Here is a 17,414-nt window from a genome sequence, read left to right on the forward strand (position 1 = left end):
CGGATTCCCGCCTTCGACTGCGGCGAAATGGGCGGATTTTCACCCATCGCGAACGCAGCCACCTCGTCGTGCATCGCGGCTAACCACCGAATTTTCAGGGATCTGACCACTCTCGACTCTGCTGGCCCACTCTTTGCTGACGTAAGCGGGATCCAAACGGATCGGCGAATCAGCACACACCCCAACGTGAGGACACACGCATGAAACGAACCCTAGCCGCATTCGCGCTCGCCGCAGCCTCTACGCTCATGGTCGGCCTGGCCAACGCAGCCGACGAGCCGATCGTCATCAAGTTCTCGCACGTCGTCGCCGAGAACACGCCGAAGGGCAAGATGGCGAACAAGTTCAAGGAGCTGGTCGCGGAACGCATGGGCGATCGGGTCGTGGTCGAGGTCTATCCGAACTCGCAGCTCTTCGGCGACGACAACGTGCTTGAGGCCATGCAGCTTGGCGACGTTCAGCTCGCCGCTCCGGCACTGTCCAAGTTCAGCCGCTACACGGATCTGCTCGCCCTCTACGACCTGCCCTTCCTGTTCGAGGATCTGGACGCGGTCGACCGCTTTCAGCAGAGCGAAAAGGGCCAGTCCATGATGAACTCCATGAAAAAGAAGGGGTTGATCGGCCTGGGCTATCTCCACAACGGCATGAAGCAGCTCAGCTCCAGCCAGCCGCTGCGCGTTCCGGCCGATGCCAAGGGACTCAAGTTCCGCATCATGTCCTCGCCCGTGCTTGAGGCCCAGTTCGAGGCGGTCGATGCCACCCCTCTGAAGAAGCCCTTCTCCGAGGTCTTCACCCTGCTCCAGACCAAGGCGATCGACGGTCAGGAGAACACCTGGTCCAACATCTATTCCAAGAAGTTCTTCGAGGTCCAGCCCTACATCACCGAGACCAACCACGGTCTGCTCGACTATCTGGTCGTGACCTCGACCGAGTTCTGGATGGGGCTGCCCGAGGATCTGCGTAGCGAGCTCAAGAGCGCACTGGACGAGGCCATCATCTACGGCAACCAGATCGCACGCGATAAGGGCATCGAGGATCGCCAGGCGATCATCGACTCCAAGCGCAGCGAGGTCATCGAGCTGACCCCCGAGGAACGCGCCCAGTGGGTGCAGGCGATGAAGCCGGTGTGGAAGCAGTTCGAGAAGGAGATCGGCGCCGATCTCATCGACGCGGCCTACGCAGCGAACCGCCGCTGATTCGCGTCGGTCTCGACCGCCGCGATCTTCCGCGAACGGAGCGGGCGCCTGGCGCCCGCTCCACGGGCGTCTCGGGGCACATGACCGCCCCGGGGCACACCCGCCCACCCAGCTTGGATCTTTGACATGCTGCTTCGTCTACTCAACAAGACCGAAGAGGCCATCATCTCGTTGCTGCTGGTAGCCATGACGCTACTGGTATTCGCCGAGGTGATCATGCGCTTCGCATTCAACACCGGATTGACCTGGGGCCAGGAAGGCACCCTCTACCTGTCCGCCTGGTTCGTCCTGTTCGGGGCATCTTACGGGCTCAAGGTCGGTGCCCATATCGGTGTCGACGCCTTCGTCAGACTCTTCTCGCCACTTGGGCAGCGATTCATCAGCACGCTGGCCATCCTGCTCTCGCTCGGCTACTGCGGACTCTTCATCTACGGGTCCTGGATCTATCTCAGCAAGATGCAACGCATCGGTATCGAGCTGGAGGACATCCCGGTCCCGACCTGGATCGCTCAAAGCATTCTGCTGATCGGACTCGTTTTCCTCTCGATCCGGCTGCTGATCCTGCTCTGGGCAGTCATCACCGGCAAGGCGAACGGCTTCAACCAAACCGATGAGGCCAAGGAAAGCATGCATCTAGCCGAGGAAATCCAGCGCGAGGAGATCAAGGCATGACCACCGCGACGCTCTTCCTGCTCCTGTTCGGCTGCATGCTGCTCGGCGTGCCGGTCGCCATCGCCCTCGGGTTCTCCAGCATCGTCACTATTCTGCTGTTCTCGAACGACTCGCTGGCCTCGATCACGCTCAAGCTGTTCGAATCGCTGTCCGGCCACTACACCCTGCTGGCGATCCCCTTCTTCATCCTGTCCTCGGCCTTCCTCTCGACCGGGGGCGTAGCCAAGCGGCTGATCCGCTTCGCCACATCCGTGGTCGGCCACATCCGTGGCGGACTCGCAATGGCCTCGGTACTCGCCTGCATGCTGTTCGCGGCGGTCTCCGGATCCTCGCCGGCAACCGTTGCCGCCATCGGATCCATCGTGATCGTGGGCATGGTGCGCTCCGGCTATCCCAAGGAGTTCGCTGCAGGCGTCATCACCAACGCCGGAACCCTGGGCATCCTCATCCCGCCATCGATCGTCATGCTGGTCTATGCGGCGGCGACCGAGGTCTCGGCGGCACGGATGTTCATGGCCGGATTCGTCCCCGGAATGCTGATGGGCCTGCTCCTGATGCTGGCCATCTATATCGTCGCACGCTTCAAGAAACTGCCCTCGCAACCCTGGCCCGGACTGCGCGAGATCCTCGGCTCGGGCTTCAGCGCCTCGGGCGGCATCCTGCTGATCGTCATCGTGCTCGGCTCCATCTACGGCGGCGTCGCCAGCCCGACCGAAGCGGCTGCGGTCTCGGCGGTCTATGCCTTCCTGGTCGCCGTCATCGGCTATCGCGACATGGGTCCGCTCAAGACGATCCCCTGGCGCGAACAGGGCGAGGGATTCGGCCATCTGATCGTGCGCAATACCTGGCAGGTGCTGTTGGCACTCCCTCAGAGCTTCGCCCACCCGGAGGTCCGCAAGGTGGTGCTAGACGCCGCCAAGGTCTCCATCATGCTGCTCTTCATCATCGCCAACGCGATGCTGTTCGCGCACGTGCTGACCACCGAGCGCATCCCGCACCAGATCGCCGAGACCATCGTCGAATGGGGACTTTCGCCCTGGATGTTCCTCATCGTGGTCAACCTGCTGCTGCTCATGGCCGGCAACTTCATGGAACCCTCGGCGATCCTGCTGATCATGGCGCCGATCCTCTTCCCCATCGCCACGCACCTGGGGATTGATCCCATCCATCTCGGCATCATCATGGTCGTGAATATGGAGATCGGCATGCTGACGCCACCGGTCGGGCTCAATCTGTTCGTCACGGCAGGCATCACGGGAGAGAGTATCGGCTGGGTCATCAAGGCGGTTCTGCCCTGGATGCTCCTGCTGCTCGGCTTCCTCATGCTGATCACCTACGTCCCGCAAATTTCGCTGTTCCTGCCGGAATATATCGATAAATTGCAGGGTTATAACTGATCGCTGGGTTAGACATAGGATCGATACGCATGCTGCCGAACTACACGCACATCCTGTACGCGACGGACATCGGGCGCTATACCCGCCCGGTGTTCCGCAACGCCGTCGCGCTGGCCGAGAAGACCGGTGCGCGCATCACCATGCTGCACGTCGTCGAACCGTTGGGGAATACGGGACGCGCCGTGATCGGCGCCTATCTGCCGGACGTGGACGTCCATGCGATCGAGCGCGACGCACTGAAGGAGGTTTTGGCGACCATGCACAAGCGTCTAGCCAAATTCTGCGCCGAGGAACTCAGCGCCAACAAGCTCGAATCGGACATCGTCGAGGCATTGGAGGTCGCGACCGGCCTGCCGTCAGAGGAGATCATCCGAACCGCCGAGAGCCGGCACGCCGACCTCATCGTCATGGGCAGCTGTACCCACTCGCTCCTCGGACATGCCGCGATCGGCTCCACCGCCCGCAAGGTCCTGCAGCACAGCCACATCCCCGTGCTGCTGGTGCCGAATCTGACGCATTGAGCCGAGCAAAAGAATGATGAAACACAGGGCGGAAACGCCCTGCTCGCCTCACTCAGGGTGACGCCACCCACAAGCCCTCGAAACACAGCCCGCGCCTTGGGCAGCGGGCCTCCTTCCTCGTCTTCCGCACGCCCTCCGCGAGGGCGCGCAAGCGGTCAACGCCGGGGCATCAGGCGCCGAGACGCTCCACCCCACCCATGTAGGGCCGCAACGCCTCAGGGATGAGGACGCTGCCATCGGCCTGCTGGTAGTTCTCCAGCACGGCAACCAGTGTGCGCCCAACCGCCAAACCCGAGCCATTGAGCGTATGGGCCAGTTCCGGCTTGCCGGTCTCGGGATTGCGCCAGCGCGCCTGTAGACGACGCGCCTGGAAGTCGCCGAAGTTGCTGCAGGAGGAGATCTCGCGATAGGTCTGCTGCCCCGGCAGCCAGACCTCCAGGTCGTAGGTCTTGCGCGAGGAGAACCCGAGGTCGCCGGTGCAGAGCGTCACGACCCGGTAGGCCAGACCCAGCTTCTGCAGGATCGTCTCGGCATGCCCGGTGAGCGCCTCCAGCGCCTGCATGGACTCCTCGGGGCGCACGACCTGGACCAGCTCCACCTTCTCGAACTGGTGCTGACGGATCATGCCGCGGGTGTCCTTCCCGTAGGATCCGGCCTCACTGCGGAAACAGGGCGTATGGGCGACGAACCTGCGCGGCATGTCGCCGGCTTCCAGGATGCAGTCGCGGACCAGATTGGTCACCGGCACCTCGGCGGTCGGGATCAGATAGAGATCGCGCTCGCCGGGCACCTTGAACAGATCGGCCTCGAACTTGGGCAACTGACCCGTTCCCTGAAGGCTGTCCGCGTTGACCAGATAGGGAACATAGGTCTCGGTGTAACCGTGCTCGGTGGTGTGAGTGTCGAGCATGAACTGGATCAGGGCGCGATGCAGCCGGGCCATGGGGCCGGAGAGCACCATGAAACGCGACCCAGTCACCTTGGCGGCCAGGTCGAAGTCCATCCAGCCGTTGACGGCGCCGATGTCGACATGATCCTTGGGGGTGAAGTCGAATGCAGGCGGCTCGCCCCAGCGGCGCTCCTCGCGGTTGGCCGACTCGTCGCGCCCATCTGGGACGCTGGCGTCGGGCAGGTTGGGCAGCCCCAGGCTGATGGCGCTCACCTCCTGCTGGATCTCGGCGAGGCGCGCATCGGCAGCCTTGAGCCGATCGCCCAGATCCGAGACCTCGGCCAGCAGAGGCTGAATGTCCTCGCCTGCGGCCTTGGCCTTGCCGATCGCCTTGGAGCGCGTGTTGCGCTGATTTTGCAAATCCTGGACCTGAACCTGTAGATCCTTGCGCTCGGATTCGAGCGATTCGAAGCGGGATGTGTCGAAGGCGAAGCCGCGACGGGCAAGCTGTTGCGCAACCAATTCGAGGTCGGTACGCAGCAAACGTGGGTCTAACATGATCGATTCCTTAGAAAGATGCAGATATCTATCGCACGACGAGAATCTGCGCCCCGATCAGGACGCGTCGGGGCGCGGCTTGATGAAGGCGACCGAAAAATCCCCGGACAGATACCCCTCGCGGATCTCCACCTCGGCCTCCATGTCGAGCCCGAGACGCTTGATCTCACGCGGTAGATACAGGTTGTAGATGGGCGAGGTATTCCAGCCCTTCAGCAGATTGAACAGAAAACCGTGCGTGCTGGCCTCGTAGCATTTGCGGATGAACGCCTCGGTCTCCTCGCGCGTCAGGGTGTTCATGGCGCCGCTGCAGAGGTAGTAGTCGGCCGACGGCAACCGATCTCCGATGATGTCGCAGACGCGAATCTCGCAGCCGGTGCGCTTGCGCGCCGCTTGCACCATCGGCTCCATCACATCCAGGCCGATGTAGCGCTCGGGCCGCTCGCCATGACGGTCGAGATAGCAGTAGAGATCGCCGAACCCGCATCCGGCATCGACCAGCGTCAGATCGGAGAGATCGTCCGGCAGCAGCGAGCGCAGGACCCGAAAGCGGACCTCCTGCGACTCGGTGGAATTCCAATGCACGCCCTCGGCGGTCTCGCCGTGGGCGATCAGGGCGCTACGATAGAAGGCCTCGTTGTCGACTCGGGGCATGGATCGTCCTTCGTTCAATCGCCTTGCGTTAAGGGAAACGCGTCCAAACCGGCGGGGCAGTCTGGACGCAGCGAGCAGGCCGAACAGCGGGGGCGACTCCGGCACGCCTCCTTGGCATGACGCACGAGGAGCGCATGGTACTCCTTGAGCACCGAGACGTCAGGACCGAGCACGGCCTCGAAGGCGGCCCGAACCCCTTCGTATCCCTCGTCGCCCGCGAGCTGGCCCAGCCGCGAGAACAGACGCCTGGTATAGGCGTCGACCACGAAGACCGGCCGATCGAAGGCGTAGAGCAGCATGTCGTCTGCGGTCTCCGGGCCGATTCCCTTCACGGCCAGGAGCTGGGCGCGCAGGGTGTCCGTCGCGATCCGACTCAGGGCGTCGAGGCCGCCGGAGGCGACATAGAAATCGCAGAAGTCGCGTAACCGTCGGGCCTTGAGATTGAAATAGCCCGCCGGACGCACTGCGTCCGCCAGTGTCTCCGCATCGAGCGCCAGGATCGCCTCCGCGCTCAGATCGATGCGTTCAGCCAGACGCTCCAAGGCCCGCTCGACGTTGGTCCAGGCGGTATTCTGGGTGAGCACCGCGCCGACCATGACCTCGAAGGGCGTATCGGCCGGCCACCAACCTTGCCGACCGTAGACCGCGAGCAGGTTCGAGTAGACGGCATGCACCAGATTCGGGTCGAGCCTAACCTCGCCGCCCGAGCCAAGAACGCCCCGCCCCGATCGACTGCGGCTAATCCCACACCCCACGCGTCACGACCACGATCCCTTCCTCGGACAGGGTGAAACGCTCGCGATCCAGCTTTGGATCGAATCCGATCTGTTCGCGCGGCGGGATCACAACATCCTTTTCGACGATACAGCGATTCAGATGGGCGCCCTCTCCGACCTGAACGCCGTCGAAGAGGATGGATGCCTCGACGATCGCGCCATCCTTGACCTGAACGCAGGGATGCAGGATGGAGTGATTCACCCCACCACCGCTGATGACGGTTCCGGCCGCCAGCATCGAGTTGACGAAGACGCCCTCGGTTCCCGTCACCGGCCCCGGAACCGTCCGTGCCGGAGGATACTGGCCCTGATAGGTATGGATGTTCCAGTCGGCCTGATAGAGATCGATCGGCGGCTCGGCGCGCAGCAACTGCATGTTCGCCCGGTAATAGGCGTCGACGGTCGCGAGATCGCACCAGTAGCGATCCGGCGTCACGCGCCCCCTGGGCTGACCGAAGCGGTAGCCGAGCACCGACTGCTCGGAGACCAAAGGGGCGACGATATCCAGCGCCAGATCCTGGTCGGGACGCGCTCCGACCTCGATGCGATCGAGCTCTTGGAGCAGGAAGTCCTTGTCGAAGAGATAGACCCCCATGGTCTCGAAATGCTCTGCGTCTTCCGTAGCCGAGCCATCGCGCTCATCCTGTCCCTGATGCGTTGGAGGGAGAATGTCGGTGATCCGCTCGTGCGCGTCGAGCGTCAGACGCGCCTGGGTGCTGGATCCGACTCCCGGCACGGCACGCATCGCAACCGTGATGCGCGCCTGGTTCTCGACATGCGCCCGCACCAGCTCGGCGTAATCCATCCGGTAGATGGCACCACCATCGACGATCAGCACCCGGCTAGCCCGATTGCGCTCGATCAGATAGCGATTTTGGCGGATCGCATCGAAGGGGCCGGCATACCATTCCTGCGCGCGGCGCATCTGAGGGGGAACCGCCGTGATGAATTCGCCCAGCTCAGGATTGAAGATGGACCAGGCATCGCGCAGATGTTTGTGCAGCGAGTGGCTCTTGTACTGCGTGAGCACCAGCACCTGCCGCAACCCGGAATGCAGACAGTTGGCGAGCGTGAAGTCGATGACGCGATACTTGCCACCGAAGGGCACCGCCGCCTTAGTGCGGTGGAGCGTCAGCGGCTCTGGACCAACGCCACGGTCGATGGCGAGAACGAAGATCAGTGTATCGGCGGACATGAGTTTTCGTCGGATAGGGCTGGACGGTTGAGCCAAGCATCACAGTCTAGCGGGGAGGTGCGCCCCAAGACCAGCGCTGCGGTCAGACGGACCGCTCAAATCTGGGCATTGATGAGGCGTTTCATGTCTCGCACGGCGCTATCGAGCCCGGAGAAGACAGCACGCGCGATGATCGAGTGGCCGATGTTGAGTTCACGCACACCCTCGATGGCGGCAATCGCCTTGACGTTGTGATAGTCGAGCCCGTGACCGGCGTTGACCTGCAGCCCTAGAGAGCGCCCCCGCTCCACCGCCTGGCGGATTCGCTCCAACTCGGCGGCGCGTGCCTCCGGGGTATCGGCGTCCGCATAGTGTCCGGTATGGATCTCGATCACGGGCGCGCCGACCGCATGGGCGGCCTCCAACTGGGCCGGGGTGGCGTCGATGAAGAGCGATACCCGCACCCCGGCCTCGGCAAGCCGCGCGCAGAAATCAGTCAGGTAGGGCTGATTCCCGGCCACGTCCAGACCGCCCTCGGTCGTCAATTCCTCGCGCCGCTCGGGAACCAGGCAGCAGTCCGAGGGACGCAAACGGCAGGCGATATCGCCCATCTCGACGGTCGCCGCCATTTCGAGGTTCATACGGGTCTGCAGAATGCCGCGCAGCAGTTCCACATCGCGATCCTGGATGTGGCGACGATCTTCGCGCAGATGCAGGGTGATCGCATCGGCACCCGCCTGCTCGGCGACCAACGCCGCCTGGATCGGCTCCGGATAGCGCGTTCCTCGCGCCTGACGCAGGGTCGCGACATGATCGATATTGACGCCGAGCAGAACTTCGCCCGACTTGGCGGACAACGCGATGTGATCGGATGGCATGAGATCCGAGGGCCTCCTGAAGATAGATGGGCGATCAGCTGTCAGCTGAGTATGAAAACGGAACCGAACATCAGCCGCCGAGTCCTGCGCGTGACTTGGAACCGTGCCATTGGAGATAGAGTTCTCGGCTTCTGAGCGGACGATCGCCGAGATGCGGGGCCAGTATGCGCCGCAGCAACGCGCGGGCCTCGCGCCTCGGCGCATCTTCGAGCGGCTCTCCGCGCGCCAGCGCGATCAGGGTCCGACCCGAGACCAGCGGTCCGTCGCTGTCCGACTCGACCCGACGCACGCCCTCTTCCAACTCGACCAGATACCAGGCATCGGCTATCACGGCGTCGCCAGCCATCTCCCGATCCAGAATCAGGCCATATCCGAGTTCTCGAAGCAGGTCGAGCTCGAAACGTCTCAGCAGGGTCTCCAAATCGAACCCGCCGGCCAAATCGAGAAGCGCGCCCCGGTAGGCATCGAAGAGCCGGTCATGCGGATCGTACCGACCGAGCAGGCGTATCAGCAGTTCGTTGAGATAGAAGGCGGCCAATAGCGCCTCGCCCGTCAGCGGCAACGGAGGTCCATCCGGCTCGACGCGGGTCAGGGTCCGCACCTCGCCGCGTCCGGTCGCGTCGAGCCAGAGCGGCTGAAACGGCTGCAGCAAGACGCTCGCCGGATTGCGTGGGCGCCGCGCACCCTTGCAGACGGCAGGAAAGCGTCCACGACCCTCGACAAAGAGATCGACCAGCAGGCTCGTGTTGCTGTAATCGCGCCGATGCAGCACGAAGGCGGGCGAAAGCCCGCCCTGAAAGGTTGCGGGACATCCGCTCATGTCGCCCCGGATGCGCAAGAACCGCGATCTGGCCCAGTGAGTGGCTCAGTGATCCTCGTTGCCGCCATAGCCGAGGCTCGCGATGGCGGCCTCGTCGCTCGACCAGCTCTTCTTGACCTTGACCCAGACATCCAGATGAACCGAGCAATCGAAGAGCTTCTGCATCTCTTGGCGCGCCTGGCTCGCGACCGCCTTCAACGCCTCGCCCTGTTTGCCGATGATGATGGCCTTCTGGCTCGAACGCTCGACCCAGATCAGTGCATGGATGCGATAACGCCCGTCCTGCTCCTCGAAGCGCTCGATCTCCACCGTAGTGCGATAGGGAAGCTCCTCGCCATAGCGCTGCATCAGCTGTTCGCGCACCAGTTCGGCGGCGAAGAAACGCTCGGAGCGATCCGTGACCTGGTCCTCGGGAAACACCGCCGGCGCCTCGGGCAGGGCCTCGACCACCGCCTGCTCCAGGGCCTCGATCTGCTCCCCTCGGCTCGCCGATACGGGAAACAGGGCCAGAAAGGAGTGACGATCGGAGAGTGTCTGTAGATAGGGCAGCAGAGACGTCTTGTCGGCGACTCGGTCAACCTTATTGATGACGGCGATCACCGGAACGCCGGCCTTGACGACCGCCTCCAGTGCCTCGCGGTCCTCATCGGTCCAGCGCAACGCCTCGACGACGAGAAGCGCGAGATCCGTATCGGCGAGACTGGCCCGCGCGGAGCGATTCAGATACCGATTGAGCGCGCTTCCACCGCGCTGATGAATGCCGGGCGTATCGACGAAGAGGATCTGCCCCTCCGGACGGGTCTTGATCCCCAGAATGGAATGACGCGTGGTCTGCGCCTTGTGCGAGGTGATCGCCAGCTTTTGACCCAGAATGCGATTCAATAGGGTCGATTTGCCGACATTCGGACGTCCAACGATGGCAACGTATCCACAACGTCCGACAGCGGGCCCAGTGTTGGATTCAGGCATTCTCGATTTTCTCCAGCATCGCCTGCGCGGCGGCCTGCTCGGCTCGACGCCGGCTCGTGCCCTCGCCCCGGGTGCTCTCGTTGGCGTCGTTGAGCAAACAGCTCACGGTAAAGGTTTGGTCGTGTTGATTGCCGCCGATCGAGAGCACCACGTACTCGGGCAGCGGACGCTTGCGCGACTGCAGCCACTCCTGGAGACGTGTCTTCGGATCCTTTCCGGCATGCGCGGCATCCGTTTGCTCCAACCGACCTGCAAACAGATTCAGCACCACGGTACGTGCAGCCTCGAAGCCGCCATCCAGATAGACGGCGCCGAACACGGCCTCGAGCGCATCGGCCAGAATCGAGTCGCGCGCATGGCCGCCCGTGCGCAGTTCGCCCGCGCCAAGCCGTAGGTACTCCCCGAGCTTCAGACTACGCGCGAGCTTGGCGAGCGATTCTCGCTTCACCAGCGAGGCCCGCAGCCGGCTCAGCGTTCCCTCGTCAGCCTGAGGAAAGCGCAGACAGAGCGTCTCCGCGATCACGAACCCGATCAGCGCATCGCCCAGGAATTCGAGCCGCTCGTTATTCGTAGGCCCGACGCTGCGATGCGTCAACGCCTGTTCGAGCAAACCGCCCTGCTCAAAGAAATGTCCCAATGCCTGTGCGAGGCGGCGTGGATCAGCGTTCACTGGGTCTGGACTTCCACCTGGTCTTTGAAGCTCGTTACGGCATCGACGTTGAAAAAGAGATGCACGCGCTGCTCGTAGTCGAGCGTCACCTGATAGGTATTGCTGTCGAGCTTCTTGATCGTGAATTCTTTCTGAGTCGGGAACGACATCATATTGATATCCAAACGCTTTCCAATGGCGCTCGCGATACCTCGCGCACCGCCCTCGATCGTTTGGTTGGGACTCGCGACCTCATGCAAGATAGTGCGGGCGGTCCAGAAATTCTGATAGGTCGGACCGACCTTCAAGAGAATCGTCACGAAAAAGGCGGCCAACCCGATCACGAAGATGAAACCGAACAGACCCAAGCCGGCCTGACGCGATGGCCCCAGGCGCGAAACACCAACCCATGAACTCGACATATCGATATGCTCCGAAATCAATCGATTCCGCTCCCCAACCGCGACCAGGCGATCGGGAAGCCGTCACGCCGTCCGTCCCAATGCATCCAGATACCGAACGCCTTGCCGACGAGATTCTCCTCGGGGACGAACCCCCAGCAACGGCTGTCGTTGCTGTTGTCCCGATTGTCGCCCATCACGAAGTAATGCCCGGGCGGCACGACGACGGGACCAAGCGCAAGGACCTGACAACCGAAGGGAAGATCGGGCGCAGCGGGGCGCGTCAAAATACTGTGATCCACTCCATCGAGACTCTCCAGCGCCTCGCGCGCACCGGTCATCTCACGTCCCGAGCCAACCCCGGTGTACTCGCCGACCGGCAGCTGCGCCATCGGTTGATCGTTCACCAACACCGTCTTGTTGCGGTAGTAGACCTTATCCCCAGGCAGACCGATGACGCGTTTGATGTAGTCGACCTTGGGATCCAGCGGATAGCGGAAGACCACCACATCGCCGCGATGCGGCTCGCCAAGATCGAGGAACTTGGCGTTGATCACCGGCAGACGCAGACCGTAAGAAAATTTGTTGACCAGGATGAAATCACCGGTCAATAGGGTCGGCATCATCGAGTTGGACGGAATACGGAAGGGCTCCACCAGGAAGGAACGCAGGATGAGCACCGCGAAAATCACAGGAAAGAAGGAGCGGGCATACTCGACCAGAACCGGCTCCTTGGAGGGCGTACCCGCCTCGCCCGCTTGACGACGCCGTGGGGCGAAAACGAGGGCGTCGACTAGCCAAATACCGCCGGTCAGAACGGACGCCAACACCAAAAAAGCCGGAAAATCAAAGGTCATGGTCGACTCTGTCACTTAGTTCTCATTCCAAGAGATTAATTATCTTTGCCCGATTGCAGCACAGCAAGGAAGGCCTCCTGGGGAATATCCACCTTGCCGACCTGCTTCATGCGGCGCTTACCCTCTTTCTGCTTCTCCAACAGCTTGCGCTTACGGGACACGTCTCCGCCATAGCACTTGGCGGTCACGTTCTTGCGTAGCGCCTTCACCGTGGTCCGAGCGATGACTTTGGAGCCGATCGCCGCCTGGATCGCCACCTCGAACATCTGACGCGGGATGATTTCCTTCATGCGTTCCGTCACATCGCGTCCGCGCGACTGCGACAGTGAGCGGTGGACGATGGAGGACAGCGAATCCACCTTGTCGCCATTGATGAGGATATCGAGCTTGACCAGATCGGACGACTGAAAGCGCTTGAATTCGTACTCGAAGGAGGCGAAACCCCGGCTGCAGGACTTGAGGCGGTCGAAGAAGTCGAGCACCACCTCGCTCATCGGCAGTTCGTAGGTCACCTGGACCTGGCCGCCGACATAATGGATCTGCTTCTGGACCCCGCGCTTTTCGATACAGAGCGTGATCACGGCACCCAGATAATCCTGGGGCACCAGGATATGCGCCTCGATAATGGGCTCACGGACCTCGCGAATCTTGCCCGAGTCGGGCAGATCGGACGGATTGTCGATGCGGACCACCTCGTCGTCCGTGCGCAACACCTCGTAGACCACGGTCGGCGCGGTGGTGATGAGATCCAGATTGTATTCGCGCTCCAGCCGCTCCTGGATGATCTCCATGTGCAGCATGCCGAGAAAGCCGCAGCGGAAGCCGAATCCGAGCGCCTGGGACACCTCGGGCTCGTAATTCAGCGCCGCATCGTTCAGACGCAGCTTTCCCAATGCCTCGCGCAGGTCCTCGTAATCATCCGAGACGACCGTATAGAGACCGGCGAACACCCGGGGTCTGACCTCCTTGAATCCGGGCAGCTTCTGCGCGGGACGGTCGGCCAGCGTGATGGTGTCGCCCACCGGAGCGCCGTCGATCTCCTTGATGCCGGCGATGAGATAGCCGACCTCGCCCGCCGACAAACGCTCGCGCTCGGTCTTCTTCGGTGTGAAGACACCGACGTTGTCGGCCTGAAAGGAGCGACCGGTCGACATGATGAGAATCTTGTCGCGGCGACGAATGGTCCCGTTGACGACCCGCACGAGCGATACCACGCCGACATAGGGGTCGAACCAGGAGTCGATGATGAGCGCCTGGAGCGGCGCCTCCACGTCGCCTTGCGGCGGAGGAACCCGCTCGACCAGCATCTGCAACAGCTCGGGAATGCCCTCCCCCGTTTTGGCGCTGACACGCAGGGCGTCCTGGGCCTCCAGACCGATGATCTCCTCGATCTCGTTGATGACCCGCTCGGGCTCGGCAGAGGGCAGATCGATCTTGTTGAGAACCGGAATCACCTCCAGTCCTTGCTCGATCGCCGTATAGCAATTGGCCACGCTCTGGGCCTCGACACCCTGAGCGGCATCGACCACCAGCAGCGCGCCCTCGCAGGCCGCCAGGGAACGCGAGACCTCATAGGAGAAGTCGACATGCCCGGGGGTGTCGATGAAGTTGAGCTGATAGATCTCGCCGTTGTGCGCACGGAAGTCGAGCGTCACGCTCTGCGCCTTGATGGTGATGCCTCGCTCGCGCTCCAGGTCCATGGAGTCCAGCACCTGGCTGGACATCTCACGGTCGCTGAGTGCCCCACTGATCTGGATGAAACGATCGGCGATCGTCGATTTTCCATGATCGATGTGAGCGATGATCGAAAAATTACGGATATGACTGAGGTCGGTCATCGATAGTCAGGAGGCCCAGAGGCAAATGAAAGCGGTACGCCAGACGCCGCCGAAACGGATCGAAATCCATGGGAAGACGCCGATCGAGCCTTCGGAGGACCATCGGGAAACGAGAGATCGGGTCCGAAACGGCCAATCACGAAGGAGACTGTGCGCTGAAGAACGCGCAATAGTAGCAGACCTGAAGGAATCGAGCGCAATCAAACGATCGGGCCATCCGCCGCACGCGCGACGAATGGCCCACGAATCCCGCGCCGGAATCAGCTCTTGGGGACCTTGATCGCGTAGAACATGCGGCTCTCTCCGCGCTGCACGAGCACCGCCACGGGCTTGCCCGGCGAAACCGCATCCAGGATCTGATTGAAACCGGCCACATTCGCGACCGGCTGATTGTCGAACATGAGAATGACATCGCCCGGCGCGATTCCCGCATCATCCGCCGGCCCCGGATCCACGCCCTCGACCAGGATGCCGCCTTGCGCGAGACCCAACTGCTGACGCTGATCGGCGGTCAGATCGCGCACCACCAGTCCCACCCGATTGGCCGGCTCCTCCGTCGGAGCCTGACTGGGCGATGCGGCCTGCTCATCATCGGGGAGCTCCTCGATCTTCACGCTCAGATCGACCTTCTCACCGCGTCGCAACACCTGCAACTTGGCCTCGGCACCGACCGCCGTCTCGCCGACCAACGGCGGTAAGGTGCTGGAGGTAACCACATCGCGCCCATTGAAGCTGAGGATGACGTCACCCGGGCGCAGATCGGCCGCCTCGGCCGGGCTGTTCGGCAGCACCTGAGCCACCAGCGCCCCTCTCGGTTGAGGCATCCCGAAGGATTCGGCCAGCTCGCGGGTCACGTCCTGGATCAAGACGCCGAGCCATCCCCGACTGACACGCCCCTTGGTCTTGAGCTGATTGACCACGTCCATCGCGACGTCGATCGGGATGGCGAAGGACAACCCCATGAAGCCACCGGTGCGGCTGTAGATCTGACTGTTGACGCCGACCACCTCGCCGTCGAGGTTGAACAGGGGTCCGCCCGAGTTACCTGGGTTGATGGCGACATCCGTCTGGATGAAGGGTACATAGTTCTCGGTCGGCAGACTGCGCCCCTTGGCGCTGACGATACCCGCCGTCGCCGAGGACTCGAAGCCGAATGGAGAACCGATCGCAAGCACCCATTCGCCGACCTGCAGATCCTTGGAGGAGCCGATCCGAGCTGCGGGCAGATTCGTTCCGTCCACCTTGAGGAGTGCGATGTCGCTACGCTTGTCGGTCCCGACCAACTTGGCGACAAATTCGCGACGGTCGCTGGTACGCACCACGATTTCATCGGCACTTTCGACCACATGCGAGTTGGTCAACACGTAACCGTCCGAGGACACGATGAAGCCCGACCCAAGCGAACGGGCCTGAATGGTGTCGTCCGGAAGCTCGCCCTCCTCACCGAAGAAGTGGCGGAAAAAGTCCTGGAGCGGACTGTCGTCGGGCAGATCCGGAATCGAAAAGCCGCGCAGGCCGGGCGTGGTGGCGGTCGTCGTCTGTTTGGTGCTGATGTTCACGACGGCCGGCCCGTTCTTGGCAACGAGCGCGGTGAAGTCGGGAAGTTCGCGACTGACGGCCATCCCAGGCGCCAGTGCGCAACAGAACAGGGCGATAAAGGCGAGTGACAGGGCTGGTGAGGATCGCATGGACGGCTCCGTTAATCGCGATCGCGCGTTTGGCAATGCGCCGCAGGCACTGCGACGGCGATCGAATGGGGTTCTAATCGTTTGAGGATCAATGACTGGCGCTCGGGGTGCCGCACCGATAAGACACTGTAGCGACGCAGCCAAAGCAATGCCAGCGTCAGCCCCAAACCCGCACCCAGAAGACTCGCGATACCGCGATAATCGCCGCCCCAGGTGTCGCCAATCATCGCCCCACCGATCAGCGCAAGCACCGGGACGAGATAGGCGGCGATCGAAGCGCGCAACAATCCCTGCTCGCTGACTCCGACGACGACCCGCTCGCCGACGCCGGCACTCGGCACATTGAGCAGGGTCAGTTCGCCCGGACGCCGTCCGAAGAAACGTTCCAGCAAAGAGGTCCCGCAGGCGTTGCTCACCGAGCAGTTGCCGCAAGCGCCACGACGCTCGGTACGAACCCGCGCATACCGCCCGATAACGGCGACCACGGTTCCCTCTTGTTCGATCATCTCGCGCCTCAATGCGCCGAGCGTGCGTGACGCACGCCGGCGATAGCGGTTTGAACGGTCTCCAAGGGCACTTCCCCGACCACCGTCACCTGATGCCCATCGACACGACGGCCAACCGCGTGCACGGCGCCGATATTGGCGGCGCCTTCCAGACCATCCGAAGCACCCGCCTCGATATAGATGGAATAGGACGAGAGGCGATCCGTGAAGAGGTAATGCTCGACCGTCGAGTCGTCCGTCTGTTTCAAGCCGTTATGCATCACCAACTCGAACCCAGCCGGAGGATCCTCGAAGCGCCACTCACCCTCGCTCCCGGCGACCGGGGCGTTGCGCACCGAGGGCGGATCGTCCCGAGGGGGCTCCCCATCCGAGGGCTGAAGACTGATGGCGGTGAACATCAGCTGTTCGAGCGGCTCCCGATTGGCATCGATCAGGTCGGACTTGAGCGGCAAGGCCGTCTTGCGATCGATGTGGAACTGGTATCCATAACGCAAGTTGTCGCGCGGGATGATGCCGACCACGTCCGTATCGCGTCCGGCGACGCGCGCGGACCCGAGCGCCACGATCCGGTAATAGCGCCCCAGAACCGTCGGGTCGATGCCCTTGGCATCGAGAAAACCGGGACCGTTCTCGGCCTCGACCGAAATCGGGTGACCGTTGGGCAACACGCACATGACGCGATCATGCTGGCGGGCGGTCGCTTGAACGGGGCCGCTCAACGAGATGAGACGCTCTTGGACCTGCCCGTTCTCGACACGATGCATCAGACTCAAGGCATCCAAACGATTTTCATGCAGATAGACGACGGTGCCCTCGTAGCTCAGCACGCGTACCGCCTCGGCCATCCGCGCAAGCAGCGCGCTCACGTCCTCGGCGGGCGTGGCGACCACCTCGCTCGCCTCCTGGCCTCCAGCGAAGGTCCAGGGCGCAGCCCCGAAACCGCAGATCCCAACTCCAAAACACACGAGCGC

At 62.6% G+C, this 17,414-nt stretch carries 18 protein-coding genes; 4 read left to right on the forward strand and 14 right to left on the reverse strand.

All coding sequences use genetic code 11. The annotated features are described in order from the left end of the window. Positions 1-200 precede the first annotated feature (200 nt). From ACFSJC_RS16630 to ACFSJC_RS16645, 4 genes are all read left to right on the forward strand, one after another. Positions 201-1,196 (forward strand): TRAP transporter substrate-binding protein, encoded by a 996-nt coding sequence (locus tag ACFSJC_RS16630; protein ID WP_386028320.1) that lies wholly within the window; start codon positions 201-203, stop codon positions 1,194-1,196. 126 nt (positions 1,197-1,322) lie between these two features. Further along, positions 1,323-1,868, forward strand: a complete 546-nt coding sequence (locus ACFSJC_RS16635) for a TRAP transporter small permease (RefSeq protein WP_386028321.1) — start codon at positions 1,323-1,325, stop codon at positions 1,866-1,868. Then, positions 1,865-3,265, forward strand: coding sequence for a TRAP transporter large permease (locus ACFSJC_RS16640; RefSeq protein ID WP_386028322.1), 1,401 nt, complete (start codon positions 1,865-1,867; stop codon positions 3,263-3,265). The genes ACFSJC_RS16635 and ACFSJC_RS16640 overlap by 4 nt, the downstream gene beginning before the upstream one ends. Positions 3,266-3,294: 29 nt before the next feature. Then, a complete protein-coding gene (locus tag ACFSJC_RS16645) occupies positions 3,295-3,786 on the forward strand; it encodes a universal stress protein (RefSeq protein WP_386028323.1) in 492 nt (163 codons plus the stop codon). 169 nt (positions 3,787-3,955) lie between these two features. On the opposite strand, the gene serS is transcribed toward ACFSJC_RS16645, so the two are convergent. The 14 genes from serS to ACFSJC_RS16715 all read right to left on the reverse strand — a co-directional run bounded on the left by serS (position 3,956) and on the right by ACFSJC_RS16715 (position 17,408). Continuing rightward, a complete protein-coding gene (serS, locus tag ACFSJC_RS16650; protein ID WP_386028324.1) occupies positions 3,956-5,233 on the reverse strand; it encodes a serine--tRNA ligase in 1,278 nt (425 codons plus the stop codon). Positions 5,234-5,290: 57 nt separating this feature from the next. After that, the gene (locus tag ACFSJC_RS16655; protein WP_386028325.1) at positions 5,291-5,887 is read right to left on the reverse strand and encodes a class I SAM-dependent methyltransferase; all 597 of its coding nucleotides are present in this window, start codon (positions 5,885-5,887) and stop codon (positions 5,291-5,293) included. A 14-nt stretch (positions 5,888-5,901) separates the two neighbouring features. Beyond that, positions 5,902-6,561, reverse strand: coding sequence for an endonuclease III domain-containing protein (locus ACFSJC_RS16660; protein ID WP_386028326.1), 660 nt, complete (start codon positions 6,559-6,561; stop codon positions 5,902-5,904). 64 nt (positions 6,562-6,625) lie between these two features. Then, complete coding sequence (locus tag ACFSJC_RS16665) at positions 6,626-7,858, reverse strand: GlgC family sugar phosphate nucleotidyltransferase (RefSeq protein WP_386028327.1); 1,233 nt, start codon at positions 7,856-7,858, stop codon at positions 6,626-6,628. A 95-nt stretch (positions 7,859-7,953) separates the two neighbouring features. Then, positions 7,954-8,715, reverse strand: a complete 762-nt coding sequence (pdxJ, locus tag ACFSJC_RS16670) for a pyridoxine 5'-phosphate synthase (protein WP_386028328.1) — start codon at positions 8,713-8,715, stop codon at positions 7,954-7,956. Positions 8,716-8,785: 70 nt separating this feature from the next. Further along, positions 8,786-9,535 (reverse strand): DNA repair protein RecO, encoded by a 750-nt coding sequence (recO, locus tag ACFSJC_RS16675; RefSeq protein WP_386028329.1) that lies wholly within the window; start codon positions 9,533-9,535, stop codon positions 8,786-8,788. 45 nt (positions 9,536-9,580) lie between these two features. Further along, positions 9,581-10,504, reverse strand: a complete 924-nt coding sequence (era, locus tag ACFSJC_RS16680) for a GTPase Era (protein WP_386028330.1) — start codon at positions 10,502-10,504, stop codon at positions 9,581-9,583. Continuing rightward, complete coding sequence (gene rnc / locus ACFSJC_RS16685; protein WP_386028331.1) at positions 10,497-11,174, reverse strand: ribonuclease III; 678 nt, start codon at positions 11,172-11,174, stop codon at positions 10,497-10,499. Before rnc ends, era begins: the two co-directional genes overlap by 8 nt. Further along, positions 11,171-11,575, reverse strand: coding sequence for a DUF4845 domain-containing protein (locus tag ACFSJC_RS16690; protein WP_386028332.1), 405 nt, complete (start codon positions 11,573-11,575; stop codon positions 11,171-11,173). Before ACFSJC_RS16690 ends, rnc begins: the two co-directional genes overlap by 4 nt. A gap of 17 nt (positions 11,576-11,592) precedes the next feature. Further along, positions 11,593-12,411, reverse strand: a complete 819-nt coding sequence (gene lepB / locus ACFSJC_RS16695) for a signal peptidase I (protein WP_386028333.1) — start codon at positions 12,409-12,411, stop codon at positions 11,593-11,595. 35 nt (positions 12,412-12,446) lie between these two features. Beyond that, positions 12,447-14,249 (reverse strand): translation elongation factor 4, encoded by a 1,803-nt coding sequence (gene lepA / locus ACFSJC_RS16700; protein ID WP_386028334.1) that lies wholly within the window; start codon positions 14,247-14,249, stop codon positions 12,447-12,449. Positions 14,250-14,509: 260 nt separating this feature from the next. Beyond that, positions 14,510-15,937, reverse strand: a complete 1,428-nt coding sequence (locus ACFSJC_RS16705; RefSeq protein WP_386028335.1) for a DegQ family serine endoprotease — start codon at positions 15,935-15,937, stop codon at positions 14,510-14,512. An 11-nt stretch (positions 15,938-15,948) separates the two neighbouring features. Continuing rightward, positions 15,949-16,443, reverse strand: coding sequence for a SoxR reducing system RseC family protein (locus ACFSJC_RS16710; protein ID WP_386028336.1), 495 nt, complete (start codon positions 16,441-16,443; stop codon positions 15,949-15,951). A gap of 8 nt (positions 16,444-16,451) precedes the next feature. Next, a complete protein-coding gene (locus ACFSJC_RS16715) occupies positions 16,452-17,408 on the reverse strand; it encodes a MucB/RseB C-terminal domain-containing protein (protein ID WP_386028337.1) in 957 nt (318 codons plus the stop codon). Positions 17,409-17,414: the final 6 nt, after the last annotated feature.

This window comes from Thiorhodococcus fuscus (genome assembly GCF_042682685.1).
Classification (GTDB): domain Bacteria; phylum Pseudomonadota; class Gammaproteobacteria; order Chromatiales; family Chromatiaceae; genus Imhoffiella; species Imhoffiella fuscus.